General features: G+C 70.7%; 16 protein-coding genes. 12 read left to right on the forward strand and 4 right to left on the reverse strand.

The features are described 5' to 3' along the window. The first annotated feature begins 144 nt into the window (after positions 1 to 144). The 4 genes from K4L06_RS08180 to K4L06_RS08195 all read left to right on the forward strand — a co-directional run bounded on the left by K4L06_RS08180 (position 145) and on the right by K4L06_RS08195 (position 4,118). Positions 145 to 867 (forward strand): hypothetical protein, encoded by a 723-nt coding sequence (locus tag K4L06_RS08180; RefSeq protein WP_221670927.1) that lies wholly within the window; start codon positions 145 to 147, stop codon positions 865 to 867. A gap of 347 nt (positions 868 to 1,214) precedes the next feature. Continuing rightward, positions 1,215 to 2,792 (forward strand): CocE/NonD family hydrolase, encoded by a 1,578-nt coding sequence (locus K4L06_RS08185; protein ID WP_221670928.1) that lies wholly within the window; start codon positions 1,215 to 1,217, stop codon positions 2,790 to 2,792. A gap of 215 nt (positions 2,793 to 3,007) precedes the next feature. Beyond that, positions 3,008 to 3,565 carry a hypothetical protein gene (locus K4L06_RS08190; protein WP_221670929.1) on the forward strand — a complete coding sequence of 186 codons (558 nt, stop codon included), beginning with the start codon at positions 3,008 to 3,010 and terminating at the stop codon, positions 3,563 to 3,565. 16 nt (positions 3,566 to 3,581) lie between these two features. Then, positions 3,582 to 4,118 (forward strand): hypothetical protein, encoded by a 537-nt coding sequence (locus K4L06_RS08195; RefSeq protein ID WP_221670930.1) that lies wholly within the window; start codon positions 3,582 to 3,584, stop codon positions 4,116 to 4,118. A gap of 59 nt (positions 4,119 to 4,177) precedes the next feature. Here the strand turns inward: K4L06_RS08195 and K4L06_RS08200 are convergent, their stop codons facing one another. From K4L06_RS08200 to K4L06_RS08210, 3 genes are all read right to left on the reverse strand, one after another. Beyond that, positions 4,178 to 5,428: a heme biosynthesis HemY N-terminal domain-containing protein gene (locus K4L06_RS08200; RefSeq protein WP_221670931.1), complete on the reverse strand. Its 1,251-nt coding sequence runs from the start codon at positions 5,426 to 5,428 to the stop codon at positions 4,178 to 4,180. 40 nt (positions 5,429 to 5,468) lie between these two features. Next, the gene (locus K4L06_RS08205) at positions 5,469 to 6,464 is read right to left on the reverse strand and encodes a uroporphyrinogen-III C-methyltransferase (RefSeq protein WP_221670932.1); all 996 of its coding nucleotides are present in this window, start codon (positions 6,462 to 6,464) and stop codon (positions 5,469 to 5,471) included. Between the two features lie 65 nt (positions 6,465 to 6,529). Next, on the reverse strand, positions 6,530 to 7,261 hold the full coding sequence (locus K4L06_RS08210) for a uroporphyrinogen-III synthase (RefSeq protein ID WP_343225742.1): 732 nt from the start codon (positions 7,259 to 7,261) through the stop codon (positions 6,530 to 6,532). 141 nt (positions 7,262 to 7,402) lie between these two features. Here K4L06_RS08210 and K4L06_RS08215 point away from each other — a divergent pair, with 141 nt between their 5' ends. The 6 genes from K4L06_RS08215 to K4L06_RS08240 all read left to right on the forward strand — a co-directional run bounded on the left by K4L06_RS08215 (position 7,403) and on the right by K4L06_RS08240 (position 12,397). Continuing rightward, entirely contained in the window at positions 7,403 to 7,843 is a 441-nt protein-coding gene (locus K4L06_RS08215) for a YiiD C-terminal domain-containing protein (protein ID WP_255595020.1), read from the forward strand. Positions 7,844 to 7,892: 49 nt separating this feature from the next. Beyond that, positions 7,893 to 8,324, forward strand: coding sequence for a hypothetical protein (locus K4L06_RS08220; RefSeq protein ID WP_221670935.1), 432 nt, complete (start codon positions 7,893 to 7,895; stop codon positions 8,322 to 8,324). Positions 8,325 to 8,539: 215 nt separating this feature from the next. Then, positions 8,540 to 8,977, forward strand: coding sequence for a rhodanese-like domain-containing protein (locus K4L06_RS08225; protein WP_221670936.1), 438 nt, complete (start codon positions 8,540 to 8,542; stop codon positions 8,975 to 8,977). Positions 8,978 to 9,206: 229 nt separating this feature from the next. Continuing rightward, positions 9,207 to 9,725, forward strand: a complete 519-nt coding sequence (gene secB / locus K4L06_RS08230) for a protein-export chaperone SecB (RefSeq protein WP_221670937.1) — start codon at positions 9,207 to 9,209, stop codon at positions 9,723 to 9,725. Positions 9,726 to 9,750: 25 nt separating this feature from the next. Next, positions 9,751 to 10,794 (forward strand): NAD(P)H-dependent glycerol-3-phosphate dehydrogenase, encoded by a 1,044-nt coding sequence (locus K4L06_RS08235; RefSeq protein ID WP_221670938.1) that lies wholly within the window; start codon positions 9,751 to 9,753, stop codon positions 10,792 to 10,794. Positions 10,795 to 10,885: 91 nt separating this feature from the next. Then, on the forward strand, positions 10,886 to 12,397 hold the full coding sequence (locus K4L06_RS08240) for a hypothetical protein (RefSeq protein ID WP_221670939.1): 1,512 nt from the start codon (positions 10,886 to 10,888) through the stop codon (positions 12,395 to 12,397). A 190-nt stretch (positions 12,398 to 12,587) separates the two neighbouring features. Here the strand turns inward: K4L06_RS08240 and K4L06_RS08245 are convergent, their stop codons facing one another. Then, positions 12,588 to 13,196, reverse strand: coding sequence for a diffusible signal factor-reguated Ax21 faimly protein (locus K4L06_RS08245; RefSeq protein WP_221670940.1), 609 nt, complete (start codon positions 13,194 to 13,196; stop codon positions 12,588 to 12,590). Positions 13,197 to 13,608: 412 nt separating this feature from the next. Between K4L06_RS08245 and K4L06_RS08250 the strand changes: the two genes are divergently transcribed. Next, positions 13,609 to 14,391, forward strand: coding sequence for a 2OG-Fe(II) oxygenase (locus tag K4L06_RS08250; protein WP_221670941.1), 783 nt, complete (start codon positions 13,609 to 13,611; stop codon positions 14,389 to 14,391). 189 nt (positions 14,392 to 14,580) lie between these two features. Beyond that, positions 14,581 to 15,360, forward strand: coding sequence for a peptidoglycan-binding domain-containing protein (locus tag K4L06_RS08255; RefSeq protein WP_221670942.1), 780 nt, complete (start codon positions 14,581 to 14,583; stop codon positions 15,358 to 15,360). The last annotated feature ends 112 nt before the right edge of the window (positions 15,361 to 15,472 follow it).

The following is a 15,472-nucleotide window of genomic DNA, read 5'->3' on the forward strand; positions in this document are numbered from 1 at the left end:
CGGGCCTGGTTTGCGGCAATATGTGCGTGCCGTCACGGCCGGGGGAGGCACCGTGGGGCTTGCCGCGACGCCGGTCGTCGCCCGACCCCGGTCGGCCCGCTCGCGCGTTCTCCGATACGTTCCCTCGCACGACAAGGAGTCGTCATGTCCCGTCCGTTCGCCCTGTTGTTGCTGGTCCTGGCCGCCGCGCCGGCGCAGGCCCTGACCTTCGCCGACCAGGCCCTGGTCTGCCCGATCGACGGCAAGAGTTTCACCAGCCGGGTGATGAGTTCCGGCACCTCGTTCGGGCGCTACTTCGACACCCGTCCGTTCGGCCCGATCGCCGCGCCGGCGCCGCTGCCGGCCTGCCCGGGCAACGGCTTCATCGTGATCGAGCAACGCGACTACGGCGCCGAGGAGCTGGCCAAGCTGCGCGCCTTCGTCGCCTCGGCCGAGTACCGCGGCTGGATCGCCGAAGAAACCCCGTATTACCGCCTCGCCCGGCAGATGGCCTTCGCCGGCGCCAGCGCCGATGCGACCGCCAACGTCTGGCTGCAGGCGACCTGGGAAGCCGGCCCGGAGCGCTATCCGCGCTACGCCGAGCAGGCCTTGCAGGCCTGGCAGCAGCGCGCGCAGCGCCAGGCCGGCAGCGAAGACGGCGTGCATGCGCGGCTGGTGGTCGGCGAACTGCAGCGGCGCCTGGGCCGTTTCGACGACGCGCGCGCGACGTTCCTGGCCGTGCGCGCCGACCCGGCGCTGGCCAAGCTCGAAGACGTCGAAACCCGCGACTACCTGGGCAAGATCGTCGACGCGCAACTGCAACTGGTCCAGGCGCGCGATCCGAGCAATGCGCGCCTGGACGACGACGGCAAGATCGTCCACTTCTGAGCGAGGCCGCGGGCGCCAAACCGCGCGCCCCGAAGCGCGAGGCCGCGGTCGGCTCCGCTGCGCAGGCCAACGCTGCCTGCGCAGCGTGCCGCTTCGGCCTGCGCGCAGCGCCCGGCGCCCTCGGCCCGTCCTGCATGGGCGGGGCCGGCGCCGTCTTCGGCGGATCGGAAAGCACACCCTCGACGCCAGGCCGGATACCGGTTCCGTGACCCGCATCGCGCAGGTTCACGAAAGTCGGTTTCGCAGCCGTTGTAGCGCTTCCATGCGCGATGGTACGGTCGTCCGGCAACACACCATACGCAAACGTATCCATTCGTGCTGGACGGTCCTTGGGAGGGGACGATCTCATGCGCGCAATCCGGTCGTGGCTGTTGTGTCTGTTCCTGTGCGTCGCGGTTTCGCCGGCCTGGGCCGGCGGTTTCACCGGTTCCTACCAGCGCATCGCCGGTTGGGACGGCGCCGAACTCGGCGCCTTCGTGATGGTGCCCAAGGACCAGGGCCCGGGGCCGTTCCCGCTGCTGGTGATGCCGGCCAGCTGGGCGGTGCCGAACCTCGAATACGTCGGCCGCGGCGGCCTGCTCGCCAGCCGCGGCTACGTGGTGGTCAGCTACACCTCGCGCGGGTTCTGGGATTCGCAGGGACTGATCGACATCGCCGGGCTGGGCACGGTCGAGGACGTCAGCGCGGTGATCGACTGGGCGCTGGCGCATACCCCGTCGAACCCGCAGCGGATCGGCGCCAGCGGCATTTCCTACGGCGCCGGCATCAGCCTGCTCGCCGCCGAGCGCGACCCGCGGATCAAGGCGGTGGCCGCGCTCAGCGGCTGGGCCGACCTGGAAGCCTCGCTGTACGCCAACCGCACCGTCAGCAAGCAGGGCACCAGCCTGCTGGTGCTGGCCGGCGCGCTGACCGGCCGGCCCGGCCCGGAGCTGGCCGGCGCCACCGCCAAGATCGCGCTCGGCGATCACGACGGCGCGGTCGCCGACCTGCTGCCGGTGGTGCCGCAACGCAGCCCGGCCACCGACGTCGCCGCGCTCAACCGCAACGGCACCGCGGTGCTGCTCGCCAACGCGTACAACGACAGCCTGTTTCCGCCGGGCCAGTACATCGATTTCTACGGCCGCCTGACCGGGCCCAAGCAGCTGTTGTTCAGTCACGGCGATCACGCCACGGTCGAGGCGCCCGGCGCGCTGGGCCTGCCCAACGACATCTACGACGCGGTCGGGCGTTGGTTCGACCGCCACCTCAAGGGCCTGGACAACGGCGTCGAGCGCGAACCGCGGGTGCGGCTGAAATCGCAGGACGGCGATTGGCGCGGCTACGCCGACTGGAACGCGGTGCAAAGCGGCGCGACCGTGTTCGCGCTGACCCGGCCCAGCGGCCTGATCGCGCCGACCGGCGACCTCAGCGCCGCGCCCAGCACCGGCTGGCGCCACTCGATCCTCACCGGCCTGCCCACCGTCGCCGACTCCGGCATCGCCATGGTCAGCGGTTTCCTGCAATCGCTGCAGGTCGCGCCGCAGGCCTCGATCCCGTTGGTCGCGCGCGCCGGCGCGGCGGTCTGGGAGAGCCCGATGCATTGGCTGCCGCGCCAGCTCAGCGGCATGCCGCAGCTGCGCATCACCGTGACCCCGAGCCAGTCGGAGGTCAGCCTGTTCGCCTACCTCTACAGCGTCGACCTGCTCGGCAACGGCTCGCTGCTGAGCCATAAGCCGTACTCGTTGCGCGGCGCGACGCCGGGCGTGGCCCAGACCCTGGACCTGCGCCTGGAAGCGACCAGCTGGGACATCCCGGCCGGGCGCCGGCTGGTGCTGGTGATCGACACCGAGGACCCGCGCTACGCCTCGGCCAGCCGTCTCGGCGGCACGGTCAGCTTCAGCTCGCCGGCGGCGAATCCGTCGACCTTGAGCCTGCCGCTGCGCTGAGCGCAGTCGGCACCACTAGCGGCGGCGCCTGCCAGCGCCGCCGTTTTTGTGACACACATTGCGAAAATCCGCCCAATCGCTACGATGTCCGCCGATACGGCCGGTGTCTAGCGGGCGCTACGGCGGTCCGCAGGCGCCGACCGTATTCGCGCAGTCGACGCCGCTGTGCCGGGCAGGGGGCCTGGGGCCGGTGCGCAGCGCAGGGAGCGCATGCGATGCCCACGTTCAACCCTTACGAGGCGCCGCAAAGCGCATTCGCCGCCCAGGCCGAGGACGACCGTAATGGTCCATGGCGCGATGGCGCCGACTTGGTCGTACGCCACGACGCCCGGTTGCCGCAACGCTGCATCAAATGCAACGCGCCATCGGGCGCGCTCAAGCGCCGACGCTATTACTGGCACAACGGCGGCTACTACCTGCTGATTCTGATCAATCTGCTGGTTTACGCGCTTGTGGCCGTGCTGGTGCGCAAGAAAACCCACCTCAGTGCAGGTCTGTGCGAGCAGCACGGCCGCCGGCGCACGCTGGGCCTGAGTCTTGCGACCGGGCTGTTCCTGATCGCGACCGGCATTTTCGTGGCCGCCCTGGTCAGGGGCGGCGGGCCGGAATTGTTCGCGCTGGCCGTGGTCGCGTTGCTGGCCTCGATCGTGGCCGGCATGAGCCTCGCGCGGCTGGTTCATCCCAAACGCATCAGCGAGCGCTACGCGCGTTTCGGCGGTTGCGGTCGCGCGTTTCTCGATACCTTGCCGCGCTTTCGCGGCCTCGATGGCTGACCGCCGCAGGCGAGCCATGCCGACATTCGATCCGGAAACCGAAATCGATTCTCTACTAGGCGAAGATCCGCAGCGTCGCCTGGGACCATGGCATGCGGAGGGGCTGTTGGTGGTCGGTAATCATTCGCGATTGCCGGCGCGCTGTGTGAAGTGCAACGCTCCGGCGGCGATACCGATGCAGCGGCGTAGTTTCGTTTGGCACCCATGGGTGCTGTATCTGCTGGCGCCGATCAACCTGCTGATCTATGCGATCGCGGTCGCGTTGGTGCGCAAGAAGGTCGAGGTGACCTTGGGCTTGTGCGCTCGCCACGAGCGCTGGCGTGCCGGACTCAACGCGACACGCTGGCTCGGCATCGGCGCCGGAGCGGTCATGTTTTTCGTTGCCCCGTCGGCGATCTGGATGCTGTACGCACTGGTCGTCTTGCTGCTGGCGCTAGCGTTCGGGCACTGGTTCGCCCGGCCGTTGGTGCCGGTGGCCGTGGGCGAACACTACGCGCGGTTTCGCGGTTGCACCCCCGCATTTCTTGACGGCTTGCCACGATACGAGCCGTGAGTCGGCGCGGCCGCAGGGCCGCGCCGGAGTTCAAGCGAAGCGCCGAGGCGACGCCGCGCTCAGCCGCGCAAGCGCGGCATGCCGAACTCGTCGCGTTCCTCGACCACCGCTTCGTCGAACAGCTTCTGGCGCAGGTCGCGGCCCGGCAGCTCGGTCGCGGTTTCGCCGCGCGCGGCGCGCAGGGCGTTGACGTAGCTGAGCCGGGCGCGGTTCTCGTCGCCGGCCTGGGCGAAGCCGTGGCCGAGTTCTTCCCAGGCCTCGGCGTTCGCGCCCTGGGCCAGGGCGCGGTGCAGATAAGCCTCGGCCTGCGGCCATTGGCCCTGGGCGCGGGCGAGGCGAGCCAGGGTCACCAGCAACGCCGGGCTGCCCGGGTGCGCGGCCAGCCAGCGGTCGGCGTGGGCGCGGCGTTCTTCCAGGCGGCCGATCGGCAGGCGTCCGTACAACGCCGCCAGCGATTCGTCCCAGCGCGCGTCCAGCGCCTGCTCCACGCTCTTGGCCGCGGCCTCCTCCCAACGCAGCGCGGCGGCGCGTTCGGCGTAAGCGGCGACCGCGGCCGGCTCGGTCTTGAGCGGCTTGGGCAGGGCTTCCCAGTGGTCGGCCAGGACGTTGGCGTCGGCGGCTTCGCGCAGCGCCGCTTCGGCCCAGGCCGCTTCCAGCCGGTTCAGTTGCTCCGGCGAGTGCACCGCGTGCTGGCGCAGCGCGCCGAGCAGGCCGTAGGCCTCGCCGGCGCGGCCGAGCGCGGCCAGCGCCTGCGCGCGCAGGGCCAGGCCGCGCGGCGGCAGCGGCTGCGCGGCCGGCGCGTCGAGCGCGGCGAGGGCGTCGGCGGGGCGTTGTTCGGCGAGCGCGAACTCGGCCACGGTCAAGGCGCGCGCGATCGGGTGATCGACGGCGAGCGCATCCAGGTGCTGCATCTTGGCCGCGGCATCGCCGCGCGCGGCGGCGGCGCGCGCGGCGCCGACTTCGGCCAGCGCGCGCACTTCGGGATTGCGCGCGGCCAGCGCCAGCGATTTCTCGGCACGGGTCCAGTGGCCCTGATGCAGCGCGTCCAGGCCGTCGAGCAGGCGCGCCCGGGCCTGCTTCTTGCGGTGCCGGCGCATCGCCACGAACGGCAGGCTCAAGGCCTTCCACACCAGCCACAGCGCGAGCAGGCCGCCGATCAGCATCAGCAGCGCCTTGGGCAGGTTGGTCAGGTAGCGGTAGTCGCCGTAGGTGACGACGATCTCGCCCGGGTCCTGCACCAGCAGTTGCGCGACCAGCGCACCGACCAGCGCGAGCACGATCCAGAACAGCAGATTGCGGAACAGGTTCATTGCGGCACCTCCTTATCGCGCCGGCGGTCGGGGCGGCCGTTCAGCGGGCCGTGCGCAACTGGCGCAACTGTTGCAGTGTGGTGCCCAGGGTCGGAACCGAGAGTGAAAGCGGCAGCGCGGCCGATTCGCGCAACTGCGCGAGCTGGCGCTGCTGCGCCGGCGACGGCGCCGACAGGCGCAGCACCCAGGCTTCGGCGCGCTTGAGCGCGGCGCGATAGCCCTCGACGTCGCGGCGTTCGGCGGCGGCGCGGGCCAGGGTGATTTCCAGTTGCAGCCCGGCCAGCGCGGCGGCGCGGTCGTCGGGGTGGGTGGCGATGCTGCGATCGCGCGGCTGCACGTCGATCAGCACGCCGAAGGCGCGCTTCCACCACGGCGCGGTGGACGCCACGGCCTGCGCCGGCGTCGCCGCCGGCAAGCTCAGGCTCTGCGCCAGCGCGTCGAGCTTGGCCATCGCCTGCACCCGCGGCTCGATGCCCAGTTCCTTGAGCGCGGCCGATTCCTGCAGCAGGGTCTGGCGCAGGCTCAGATAGGCCGGATCGTCGATGCCGTCGAGCACGCCGCCGGCCAGGGCATAGGCGCGGCGCGCGCCTTCCAGGTCGCCGGCGATCAGCAGGCGCTGCTGGCCCAGGGTCAGCAGCAGTTCGGTCTCGTCCAGGCGCATCGCCTGGGCGCCGTGGCGGTCGGGATCGGCGAGCTTGGACACGCTGTCCTCGATCAGCGCGGCGCGCTGGCCGATGCCGTGCAGCTCGTCGCGCAACACCCGGTTGGTGTTGTCGGCCTGGACCAGGCGGCGGTTGTGCGCGTCCTGGTTGGTGCGCAAGGCGTCCAGGCGCTGGCTCAGCGCGTCCAGGCGCTGGCCGGCGTCGGCTTCGGCGGCGCGCACTTCGGCCTGGCGGTGCTGCCATTCGCGCCAGCCGAACCAGCCGCCGGCGGCGGCGAGCAGCAGCACGACGAGCAGCCAGAACCAGGCGGCGGAGCCGCGGCGCGGCGGGGGAGTCGCGGAAGGGGTGGACACGGTGTCGAGGGGGGAGTTCATGGCTCGGCCATGCTACCGGAAGCGGGCATCAAGACAGCCTTGACGAGGCCTGCCGCGCAAACCGGTCACGGTGCCGGGCGCAGGCCCGGCGCGAGCAATTGTTCCGGCTGCGGGCCGGCGGCGACGGCGACCTCGGCGAAACCCAGTTCGCGCGCCAACTGCGCCAGGCGCGCGCTGGCCGCACTGACCCGGGCCCGGCGCAGGGCCGCGCCGGCGGCCTCGGGCAACTGCGCGAGCACGCGTTGCAGGGCTTCGCCGCTGGACAGCGCCAGCAGCGTCGGCGCGTCCAGCGCGCACAGCCGCTGCGCCTGCGCGCGCGACGGCGCCAGCGCGAGGCGTTCGTAGACATCGGCGCGGATCACCCGTGCGCCGCGCGCGCGCAGCGCCGGTTCGATCAGGCCGCGGCCGCCGGGCGCGGTCAGCAGGGCGAAGTCTTCGCCGTCCAGGTCCTGCAGGTCCGGCAGTTGCAACAGGCCTTCACTGTCCATCCGCTGCGGCCAACGCACCGGGTCGATGCCGGCCGCGGCCAGCGCCGCGGCGGTGCCGGCACCGACCGCGTACCAGCGCTGCGTCGCCGGCGCGCGCCAGTCCGGGCGCAGTTGGTGCAGCGCGCGCGCTGCGGCCGGGCTGGTCGCCAGCGCCCGCGTCGCGCCGAGCGCGCGGTCGAGCAGCGCGCGCGTGTCGGCGTCGTCGCGGGTGCGCAAGCGCCACGGCGACAAGGCGATCAATCCGCCGCCGTATTGCGCGGCGAGGCGACGCAAAGGCGCGTGCTCGCCGCTCGGACGCAGCGAGATCACGTACCATCGCGGCGGTCGACGCGGTGCGCGGCTCATGCGGCCAGCTTGGCACAGCGCAACCGCCCAGGGCAGTGCGACGCTGCCGCGCACGTCCCCCAATCCCCCACCTCCGCTTCGGTACCGATGACTCACGACGCCGCTTTGCAACGTCTCCACGCGCACTATCAATCGATGCCGCCGGTCGCGGCGATGCGGGTTTCCATCGCCGGCTACGACGGCCGCCGCCTGCGCCTGCATGCGCCGCTGGCCGATCACGTCAACGACAAGGGCTGCGCCTTCGGCGGCAGCCTGGCGTCGATGATGACCCTGGCCTCGTGGGGCGTGGTCTCGCTCGGCATCGAACAGGCCGGCCTGCGCGCCGAGGTGTTCGTCGCCGACAGCCAGATCCGTTACCTCGCGCCGTTGTTCGCCGACCTGGACGTGCACGCCGAACTGGCCGCCGACGCCGACTGGAACAGTTTCCTGGCCACCCTGCGCGAGCGCGGCCGCGCCCGCACCTCGCTGGTCGCGCGCGCGCTGCTGCCGGAGGGCGGGATCGCGACCGAGTTCACGGCGCGCTACGTCGCCATCGCTAAGCCCTGACGCGCCCGGTAGGATGCGCGTCGAACCTCATTCTTGCCGGAGCGCACAGATGCGACCGTTGCTGAAGACCTCGTGGGCGGCCTTGGCCCTGCTCGTCTTGCTGAGCCTGGCCGGCTGCCAGACCACCGGCACCCAGAACAACAAGCTGACCGAAGCCCAGTACGCCTATTCGGCGGCGATCCGCTGGGGCGACTTCGAGGGCGCGGCCAACATGATCGAGCCCAAGCTGCGCAAGAAGCTGGCGCCGACCCCGCTGCAGCTGGAGCGCTACAAGCAGATCCAGATCTCCGCCTACCACGACGCCGGCAGCGAAGTGGACAAGGAAAAGGGCTCGGCCGCGCGGGTGGTCAACATCGGCGTGATCAACCGGCATACCCTGGGCGAGCGCAGCGTGCGCTACGTCGAGGCCTGGACCTGGGATCCGGAAGCCAAGACCTGGTGGCTGATCAGCGGCTTGCCGGATCTGTGGGAAGGGCAGTAACCGCGAGGAAATAGCGCAGCGGAGCGAGCCAGGCCGTTGGCGCTTGTTCTTGCGCGCCAGCGGGGCCGTCCGGTCGCCGCGTCCGGCTTGCCGCCATCTCCTGCCTGCTCCCGCTATTTCCGGGCCTTTTGCGCCCGGGCCCGCCCTGGGCGACAATCGCCGCCCCGTTCGGGCCCGCAGGGGCCCGTTGAGCGCCGATCCGGAAAGAGTCTGCCGTGAGCTTCGATGAACTGCTGGCGTTCGCCGGCCGCCACATGTACCTGTCGTTGGGCTTCGTCGGCCTGACCCTGGCCATCCTGTACACCGAGATCGCGCGCCTGTTCCGCGGCTACAAGGCCCTGCGCCCGGCCGAGCTGACCGCGCTGATCAACCGCGACAACGCCCTGGTGGTCGACCTGTCGGCCAGCAACGACTTCGAAAAGGGCCACATCGCCGGCAGCCGTTCGGTCCAGCCGAGCCAGTTCGATCCGGAAAGCAAGCTGCTCAACGGCGCCAAGGCGCTGCCGGTGGTCGCCGTGTGCCGCACCGGCCAGGCCTCGGCCGATGCCGCCAAGCGGCTCAAGAAGGCCGGTTTCGAGCAGGTCTACTGGCTCGACGGCGGCATCCAGGCCTGGATGCAGGCCGAGCTGCCCCTGGTCAAGGGCCGCGCCTGAGCTGTCGCAGCCGCGCCATCGGCGCCGGCTAGGCTGGCGCCGGCCCGGTCGTTGTGATCGCGGTCGTGCTGGCCCTTGATTGGCCCGGATCCGCCTCAATCCACAATCCCGGGCCGCCGAGCGGCGGTTTGGCCCGCTCCGGCCGAGCGGGCATAATCGGCTTCTTTTCCGAAACCTTCTTTTCCAACACCTTCTTTTCCAACACTTATTCCGCTGGGGGAATCACCCGATGTCCGAAGAAAACGTCAACGGCGCCGTCGCGCCGGCCGAAGAAGCCGCAACCGGCCCCGCGTTCACCGTCGAGAAGATCTACGTCAAGGACGTCTCCTTCGAAGTCCCCGGCGCTCCGGCCGTGTTCGCCGAAGCCGCCCAGCCGCAGCTGCAGCTGAACCTGTCGCAGAACGTGCAGCGCGTCGGCGAGAACGCGTTCGAGGTGGTGCTCGGCATCACCCTGACCTGCGCCGCCAACGACAAGCCGATGTACCTGGCCGAAGTGAAGCAGGCCGGCGTGTTCGGCCTGATCGGCTTCGACGGCCCGACCCTGGACGCGATGCTCGGCACCCACTGCCCGAACGTGCTGTACCCGTACGCGCGCCAGCTGATCAGCGACCTGATCCAGGCCGGCGGCTTCCCGCCGTTCTTCCTCCAGCCGATCAACTTCGACGCCCTGTACGCCGAAGGCCTGCGCCAGCGCTCGTCCCAGGCCGAAGGCGGCCTGGCCGACGCGGAAACCGCCGGCAACGCCTGATCCCGACCTACGGACCCGTTCGCGCATGACGCACGACCCGTCCGACACGGCGCGCAAGCCGAGCATCGCGGTGCTCGGCGCCGGCTCCTGGGGCACCGCCCTGGCCGCCCTGATCGCCCGGCACGGTCATCCGACCGTGCTGTGGGGCCGCGACGCCGATGTCGCCGCGGCCATCGACGGCCGCCACGAGAACCCGCGCTACCTGCCCGGCATCGCCTTGCCGGCGAGCCTGCGTGCGACCACCGACCTGGCCCAGTCGCTGCAAGACGCCGACCTGGTGCTGGTGGTGACGCCCTCGCACGCCTTCGCCGAAACCCTGCGCTCGCTCGCTCCGCACCGTCCGGCCCGCGCCGGCGTGGCCTGGGCGACCAAGGGCTTCGAGCCCGGCAGCGGCCGTTTCCTGCATGAAGTCGCCGAAGAAGTGCTCGGCGCCGGCGTGCCGCTGGCGGTGGTCACCGGCCCCTCGTTCGCCAAGGAAGTCGCGCAAGGCCTGCCGACCGCGCTGACCGTGCATTCCGACGACGCCGATTTCGCCCAGGCAGTGGCCGACGCCTTGCACGGCCCGGCGTTCCGCGCCTACACCGGCGACGACATGCTCGGCGCCGAGCTCGGCGGGGCGATGAAGAACGTGCTCGCGGTGGCCACCGGCGTCGCCGACGGCATGCAGCTCGGCCTCAACGCGCGCGCCGGCCTGATCACCCGCGGCCTCAACGAAATGCTGCGGCTCAACCAGGCCATTGGCGGCCAGCCCGAGACCCTGATGGGCCTGGCCGGCCTCGGCGACCTGGTGCTGACCTGCACCGGCGACCTGTCGCGCAACCGCCGCCTCGGCCTGGCCCTGGGCCGCGGCCAGTCGATCGAAGACGCGGTGCGCGAGATCGGCCAGGTGGTCGAGTCGGTGCAGACCGCCGACGAGGTCATGCGCCAGGCCGAACGCCACGGCATCGAATTGCCGATCTCCAGCGCGGTGCGCGAAGTGCTGCACGGCCGCATCACCCCCGCCGACGGCCTGCGCAAGCTGCTCTCGCGCGAGCAGAAGCCCGAATACCCGACCGACCTGTTCGGTTGATCCCCGGCCCGCTGCCGCACCGGTCCGCCCGCGACGCATCGCCGCGGCCCGGTGCCGCCGCTGCGCGCCCCCGTCCCAAGGAAGGAAGACCATGCGATTTCTTCGTGCAGTCCCGCTGTTGCTCTCGACCCTGCTGGCGGCGCCGGCGTTCGCCGCGGACGCGCCTTGCGGCACCTACGACAGCGGCGAGGAATACGACGGCACCCTCAGCTTCGACGGCGAACGCGCGCTCGCCCACGATCGCGAAGGCTTCGTTTCGGCCCAGGGCCCGTACCGCTACCGCATCGACGGCGACCGGGTCCGCGTGCGCAACGCCGACAGCACCCTCAGCACCGAATACAAGCTGCTGCCGGACGGCGACCTGGAGCGCCAGCCCAGCCTGTTCGAGCCGCAGCCCAAGCGCCTGAAGCGGGTCAAGACCGCGACCTGCGCCGCGCACCGCAACGACGGCGTCGCCTACGCCGCCGGCCAGGACAACGACAGCGCCGCCGATTGCGCCGCCGGCGACGTCCAGTCCTGCGTCGACGTGCTCAGCTACGACCCGGAAGGCAAGCAGCCCGATCGATTGGGCAAGCTCGAGCGTCATTGCCGCGAGGACCGCAGCCACTACGCCTGCGAGGTTTGGGCCAAGGCGCTGACTCCGCGCGAGGCGGACGCGCCGCTGGTGATGTTCCGTACCGATGCGCTGAGTCCGGCCTCGATCGCCGCCCTGCGCGTCGCCTGCGACGAGGTCGGCAGCGGCGGCGCCTGCGAATCGCTGGCCGAGCAGGAATGGATCGCCGGACGCTACGCGTCGACGCGCGCGATCTCGCAGTCCACCTGCGACCGCCGGCTGAGCAAGAACGCCTGCGACCGCGTCGCCCGCTGGACCGGCACCGCGCTGCGCGACGCGCCGGCGCGGCAAGCGCCGCGCCAGCCCTGCGGTTGGTACGTGTCGGACGACGAATCGCTGTTCGGCGGTTTCCGTTTCGACGACGGCAACGCGGCGGTCTCCGAAGACGGCGCGGCCACCATGCCCTACCGCCTGCGCGAGGACGAGGTGCTGGTGCGCCACGACAAGGGCGACGATTTCGTGCTGCGCTGGATCGACGCCGACACCCTGGTCGGCCAGGACGATTGGACCCGCTACCACGTCTACCAACGGGTGCGCGCCGGCCAGTGCGCGCCGATCGCGCTGCCGCAAGCCGGCGCCAAGCTGCGCGAGGCGGCCTACAAGGTCGACCAGTGCGCGCTGACCGAACCCGGCGGCGCCGAAGCTTGCTGCGCGCGCGGCTCGATGTCGGCCTGCATGGGCATCGGCCATGTCGCCGCGCTCGGCGGCGACTGGAAGGGCGCGGCGGCGTCCTACGACAAGGTCTGCGCGATGCACGTGCGCGAAGGCTGCGGCAATGTCGTGTCCGCCTATCTCAATACCGGCGACGAAGCGCTGTTGGCCGGAATCCGCAAGGTCTGCGCCGAGCACTCCGATTCGGTGGCCTGCGAGGAACTGCGCCTGGCCACGCCCGAGCGCGCCGCGGAAAAGCAGCTCGAACGCGAACTGGGCGAGCAGTTGCAGCAGGCGCTGCAGGGCGTCGGCGAAGAGCCGAAGGCCGAGCAGGACTGAGCGCCGCCGGTTTCCCGTAGCGGCGGCCCTGCGCCGGGATTTCCTCCGATCCTGAGCCGCGACCGCTTCAGCCGCGCGTCGCCATGCGCAAAAAAAGAGCCCGGCCTTGCGGCCGGGCTCATCGCGACGTTTCGGGGGAGAGAGAGAAAGAATCGCGATTGTTGCCGGGTGCTTCCCGGTAGCGCTTTCTTTAGAAGCTGTAGCGCGGGCCGATGAAGAACTCTTTCTGGCCGCCGTCGATGAACTTGGCGTCGGCGGTGATGCCCCAGTTCTGGTTGAACTTCACCTGGGTGCCGATGCGGCCGTAGAACTCGCCGTCGTAGTGCTTGTCGTAATCCTGGTAACCGGCGAAGGCATAGCCTTCCCAGTTCGGGGTCAGGGTGCCGCGCACGCCGGCTTCGACGCTGCCGCCCTTGAGCTTGTAATCGCCGAACCAGCTGCCGTAGTCGGTCTTGTTCTGCTGATAAGCGACGCGGGTCACCAGGTCGACGCGCTTGGTCAGTTCGTGGTTGTAGCCGACGCCGACGTTCCACTGGTCGACATCGACGCTGGGAATGCGGAAGGTGCCGAAGTTTTCGGAATCGGTTTCCTGCTTGGAGTAACCGCCGAACACGTGGAAGTTCGGCAGGAAGGCGTAGGAGCCGTTGATCGCCCAGCCGTCGGAGTCGGCGAAGCTGTTCTTGGCGTCGGTCTTGGCGTAGCCGGCTTCGACGTAGTTGTAGGACACGCCCTCGGCCGCATTGGCGGCGGCGAACGGCAGGGCGGCGGCGAGGGTGAGGGCAAGCAATGCACGCTTCATAAGGTCTGAGCCTCTTATTGGTCTTATTCCGTATCGCGCGCTTCGGAGTGAAGCGTCCTTGCGATTCGGTGTGCGCAGTATCGTCGCCGCACTTCAATCGGACCTGAATTTTCCGGGGTTTTTATTAGGAACTTAACGTTCTGCGCATGGTCCTTGGCGCGCCGACGTAGGTCATAAGTCCCGATGGCCTAGGTCATAAGTCCTAGGTTGGAGTGCGCCCGTCACCGTCTCTTCGCGCCAGTCTGGCTGGCGGCTGAACCCGTCCGCCGCGGGCAAGCGTTGACGGCAAATTCGGCAAGATCGCCGTTCGATCGAAGCGGGCGAAACGATTCAGCCCGCAGCAGGATTCGGATAGCGCGCGCGGCGCGAAAACGGATCATGGCCTGACGAAAGTCATGCAGGGAGCGCGCGGATGCGCCGAATTTCATCGCTGCCCTTGTTCGCCGCGCAGGACGAGACCGATCTTCGCTGCACCGCGGACGGCGATGCGTCGATCGCCGCGCGCGTCGCCGCGCAGGACTGGGCCCGGATCGGCGCCGAACTCGACCGGCGCGGCAACGCAGTGCTGCCCGGACTGCTGACGGCGCGCGAATGCACGGCCCTGGCCGAGGCCTACGACGACGAGGTGCGCTATCGCAGTCGGGTGGTGATGGCCCGGCACGGTTTCGGCCGCGGCGAGTATCGCTATTACCGCTATCCCTTGCCGGCGCCGGTGCAGGCGCTGCGCACCGCCTTGTACCCGCCGCTGGCCGCGACCGCCGCGCGCTGGAGCCAGACGCTGGGCGAAGCGGCGGACTATCCGCCGAGCTTGGACGAGTATCTGCAGCGCTGCCATCGCGCCGGTCAGCAGCGGCCGACGCCCTTGCTGCTGCGCTACGGCGAGGACGACTACAACTGCCTGCACCAGGACGTGTACGGCGAGCACCTGTTTCCCTTGCAGGTGGCGATCCTGCTGTCCGAACCGGGCCGGGATTTCGACGGCGGCGAGTTCGTCCTGACCGAACAGCGGCCGCGCATGCAGTCGCGGGTCGAGGTGGTGCCGCTGCGCCAGGGCGACGCGGTCGCGTTCGCGGTGCGGCATCGTCCGCAGCCCGGCGCGCGCGGGCATTATCGGGTCGCGCTCAAGCACGGCGTCAGCCGGGTGCGCGCGGGCCGTCGCCATACCCTGGGCCTGATCTTCCACGACGCGTCGTGAGCCGCGCCGCGTCCGGCCGCCGCACGGCGTTGCAAAAACGAACGCCGCCGCGATGACCGCGCCGGCGCTCGCGCCGCGTTGGCTGGAATGTCGCGGCAGGGCGCCGCGGCGCGCGAGCGCAGCGTCCGGGGCAACCGCGGGCGGCGGGACGTGCGCGCGCAAGGATGCCGCCGCCAGGGAGCGTGTTTCATGGCCTTGCAGGATCAGACGTACGTGCGGCGCGAACTGGAGTTTCCGGGCGCCTTGAGCCAGGGCGCGAACGGCGCGCCGACCAAACGGGTTCAGGAATGGCTGGGCTATCACGGCAACGGCACTCCGGTGGACGGCAAGTTCGGTCCGGCCACCGGCCGCGCGCTGGCCGAATTCGCCCGGCGCAAGCAACTGGGCTTCTCCGGCACGCTCGACGAAGCCTTGTGGCAGGCGCTGAGCGAACCGCTGGCGCGGATCGTCGCCCTGCCTGCGCAGGCGCCGGCCAAGCCTTACGCGCAGGCGGTGCGCTGGTTCGCCGAGCAGCACCTGGCCGCGCATCCGATCGAACTGGGCGGCGCCAACCGCGGGCCCTGGGTGCGGCTGTACATGAAGGGCAGCCAGGGCGACGCCATGCTGTGGTGCGCCGGCTTCGTCAGCTTCGTCCTGCGCCAGGCCGCCGAAGCGGTCGGCGCGGCGCCGCCGATCGCCGGCAGCTTCGGCTGCGACGAACTGGCCGCGCAGGCCAAATCGGCCGGCCGCTTCGTCGCCGGGCGCACGGTCGCCGGCGGGCGCGACATCGCCGCGCCGGGCGGCTGCGGGATCTTCCTGGTGCGCAAGACCGCCAGCGACTGGATCCATACCGGCTTCGCCTTCGACGGCGACCGCGACAGCTTCCTCAGCATCGAAGGCAACACCGACCGCAAGGGCTCCTCGAACGGCTTCGAGGTCGCGCGCCGCTCGCGCCGTACCTCGGCCAACGACTTCATCCGCCTGCACTGAGGCTCCCGCCGTCGCGCCGGCCCTGCGCCGGCGCGGCCGGCCCGCTACCGACGTCGCAATTCCGGACCGAATCGGCCGGGAGCGTATTGACGCGCTCCCGCCTCGCCCCGTA

The organism is Lysobacter sp. BMK333-48F3 (assembly GCF_019733395.1).
In the GTDB taxonomy this organism is placed as follows: Bacteria; Pseudomonadota; Gammaproteobacteria; order Xanthomonadales; family Xanthomonadaceae; genus Lysobacter.

Excerpts from the sequence above, each read along its gene's own strand:
- K4L06_RS08180 (WP_221670927.1), top strand. The coding sequence starts at position 145 with ATGTCCCGTCCGTTCGCCCTGTTGTTGCTGGTCCTGGCCGCCGCGCCG.
- K4L06_RS08185 (WP_221670928.1), top strand. The coding sequence starts at position 1,215 with ATGCGCGCAATCCGGTCGTGGCTGTTGTGTCTGTTCCTGTGCGTCGCG.
- K4L06_RS08190 (WP_221670929.1), top strand. The coding sequence starts at position 3,008 with ATGCCCACGTTCAACCCTTACGAGGCGCCGCAAAGCGCATTCGCCGCC.
- K4L06_RS08195 (WP_221670930.1), top strand. The coding sequence starts at position 3,582 with ATGCCGACATTCGATCCGGAAACCGAAATCGATTCTCTACTAGGCGAA.
- K4L06_RS08200 (WP_221670931.1), bottom strand. The coding sequence starts at position 5,428 with ATGAACCTGTTCCGCAATCTGCTGTTCTGGATCGTGCTCGCGCTGGTC.
- K4L06_RS08205 (WP_221670932.1), bottom strand. The coding sequence starts at position 6,464 with ATGAACTCCCCCCTCGACACCGTGTCCACCCCTTCCGCGACTCCCCCG.
- K4L06_RS08220 (WP_221670935.1), top strand. The coding sequence starts at position 7,893 with ATGCGACCGTTGCTGAAGACCTCGTGGGCGGCCTTGGCCCTGCTCGTC.
- secB (WP_221670937.1), top strand. The coding sequence starts at position 9,207 with ATGTCCGAAGAAAACGTCAACGGCGCCGTCGCGCCGGCCGAAGAAGCC.
- K4L06_RS08235 (WP_221670938.1), top strand. The coding sequence starts at position 9,751 with ATGACGCACGACCCGTCCGACACGGCGCGCAAGCCGAGCATCGCGGTG.
- K4L06_RS08240 (WP_221670939.1), top strand. The coding sequence starts at position 10,886 with ATGCGATTTCTTCGTGCAGTCCCGCTGTTGCTCTCGACCCTGCTGGCG.
- K4L06_RS08245 (WP_221670940.1), bottom strand. The coding sequence starts at position 13,196 with ATGAAGCGTGCATTGCTTGCCCTCACCCTCGCCGCCGCCCTGCCGTTC.
- K4L06_RS08250 (WP_221670941.1), top strand. The coding sequence starts at position 13,609 with ATGCGCCGAATTTCATCGCTGCCCTTGTTCGCCGCGCAGGACGAGACC.
- K4L06_RS08255 (WP_221670942.1), top strand. The coding sequence starts at position 14,581 with ATGGCCTTGCAGGATCAGACGTACGTGCGGCGCGAACTGGAGTTTCCG.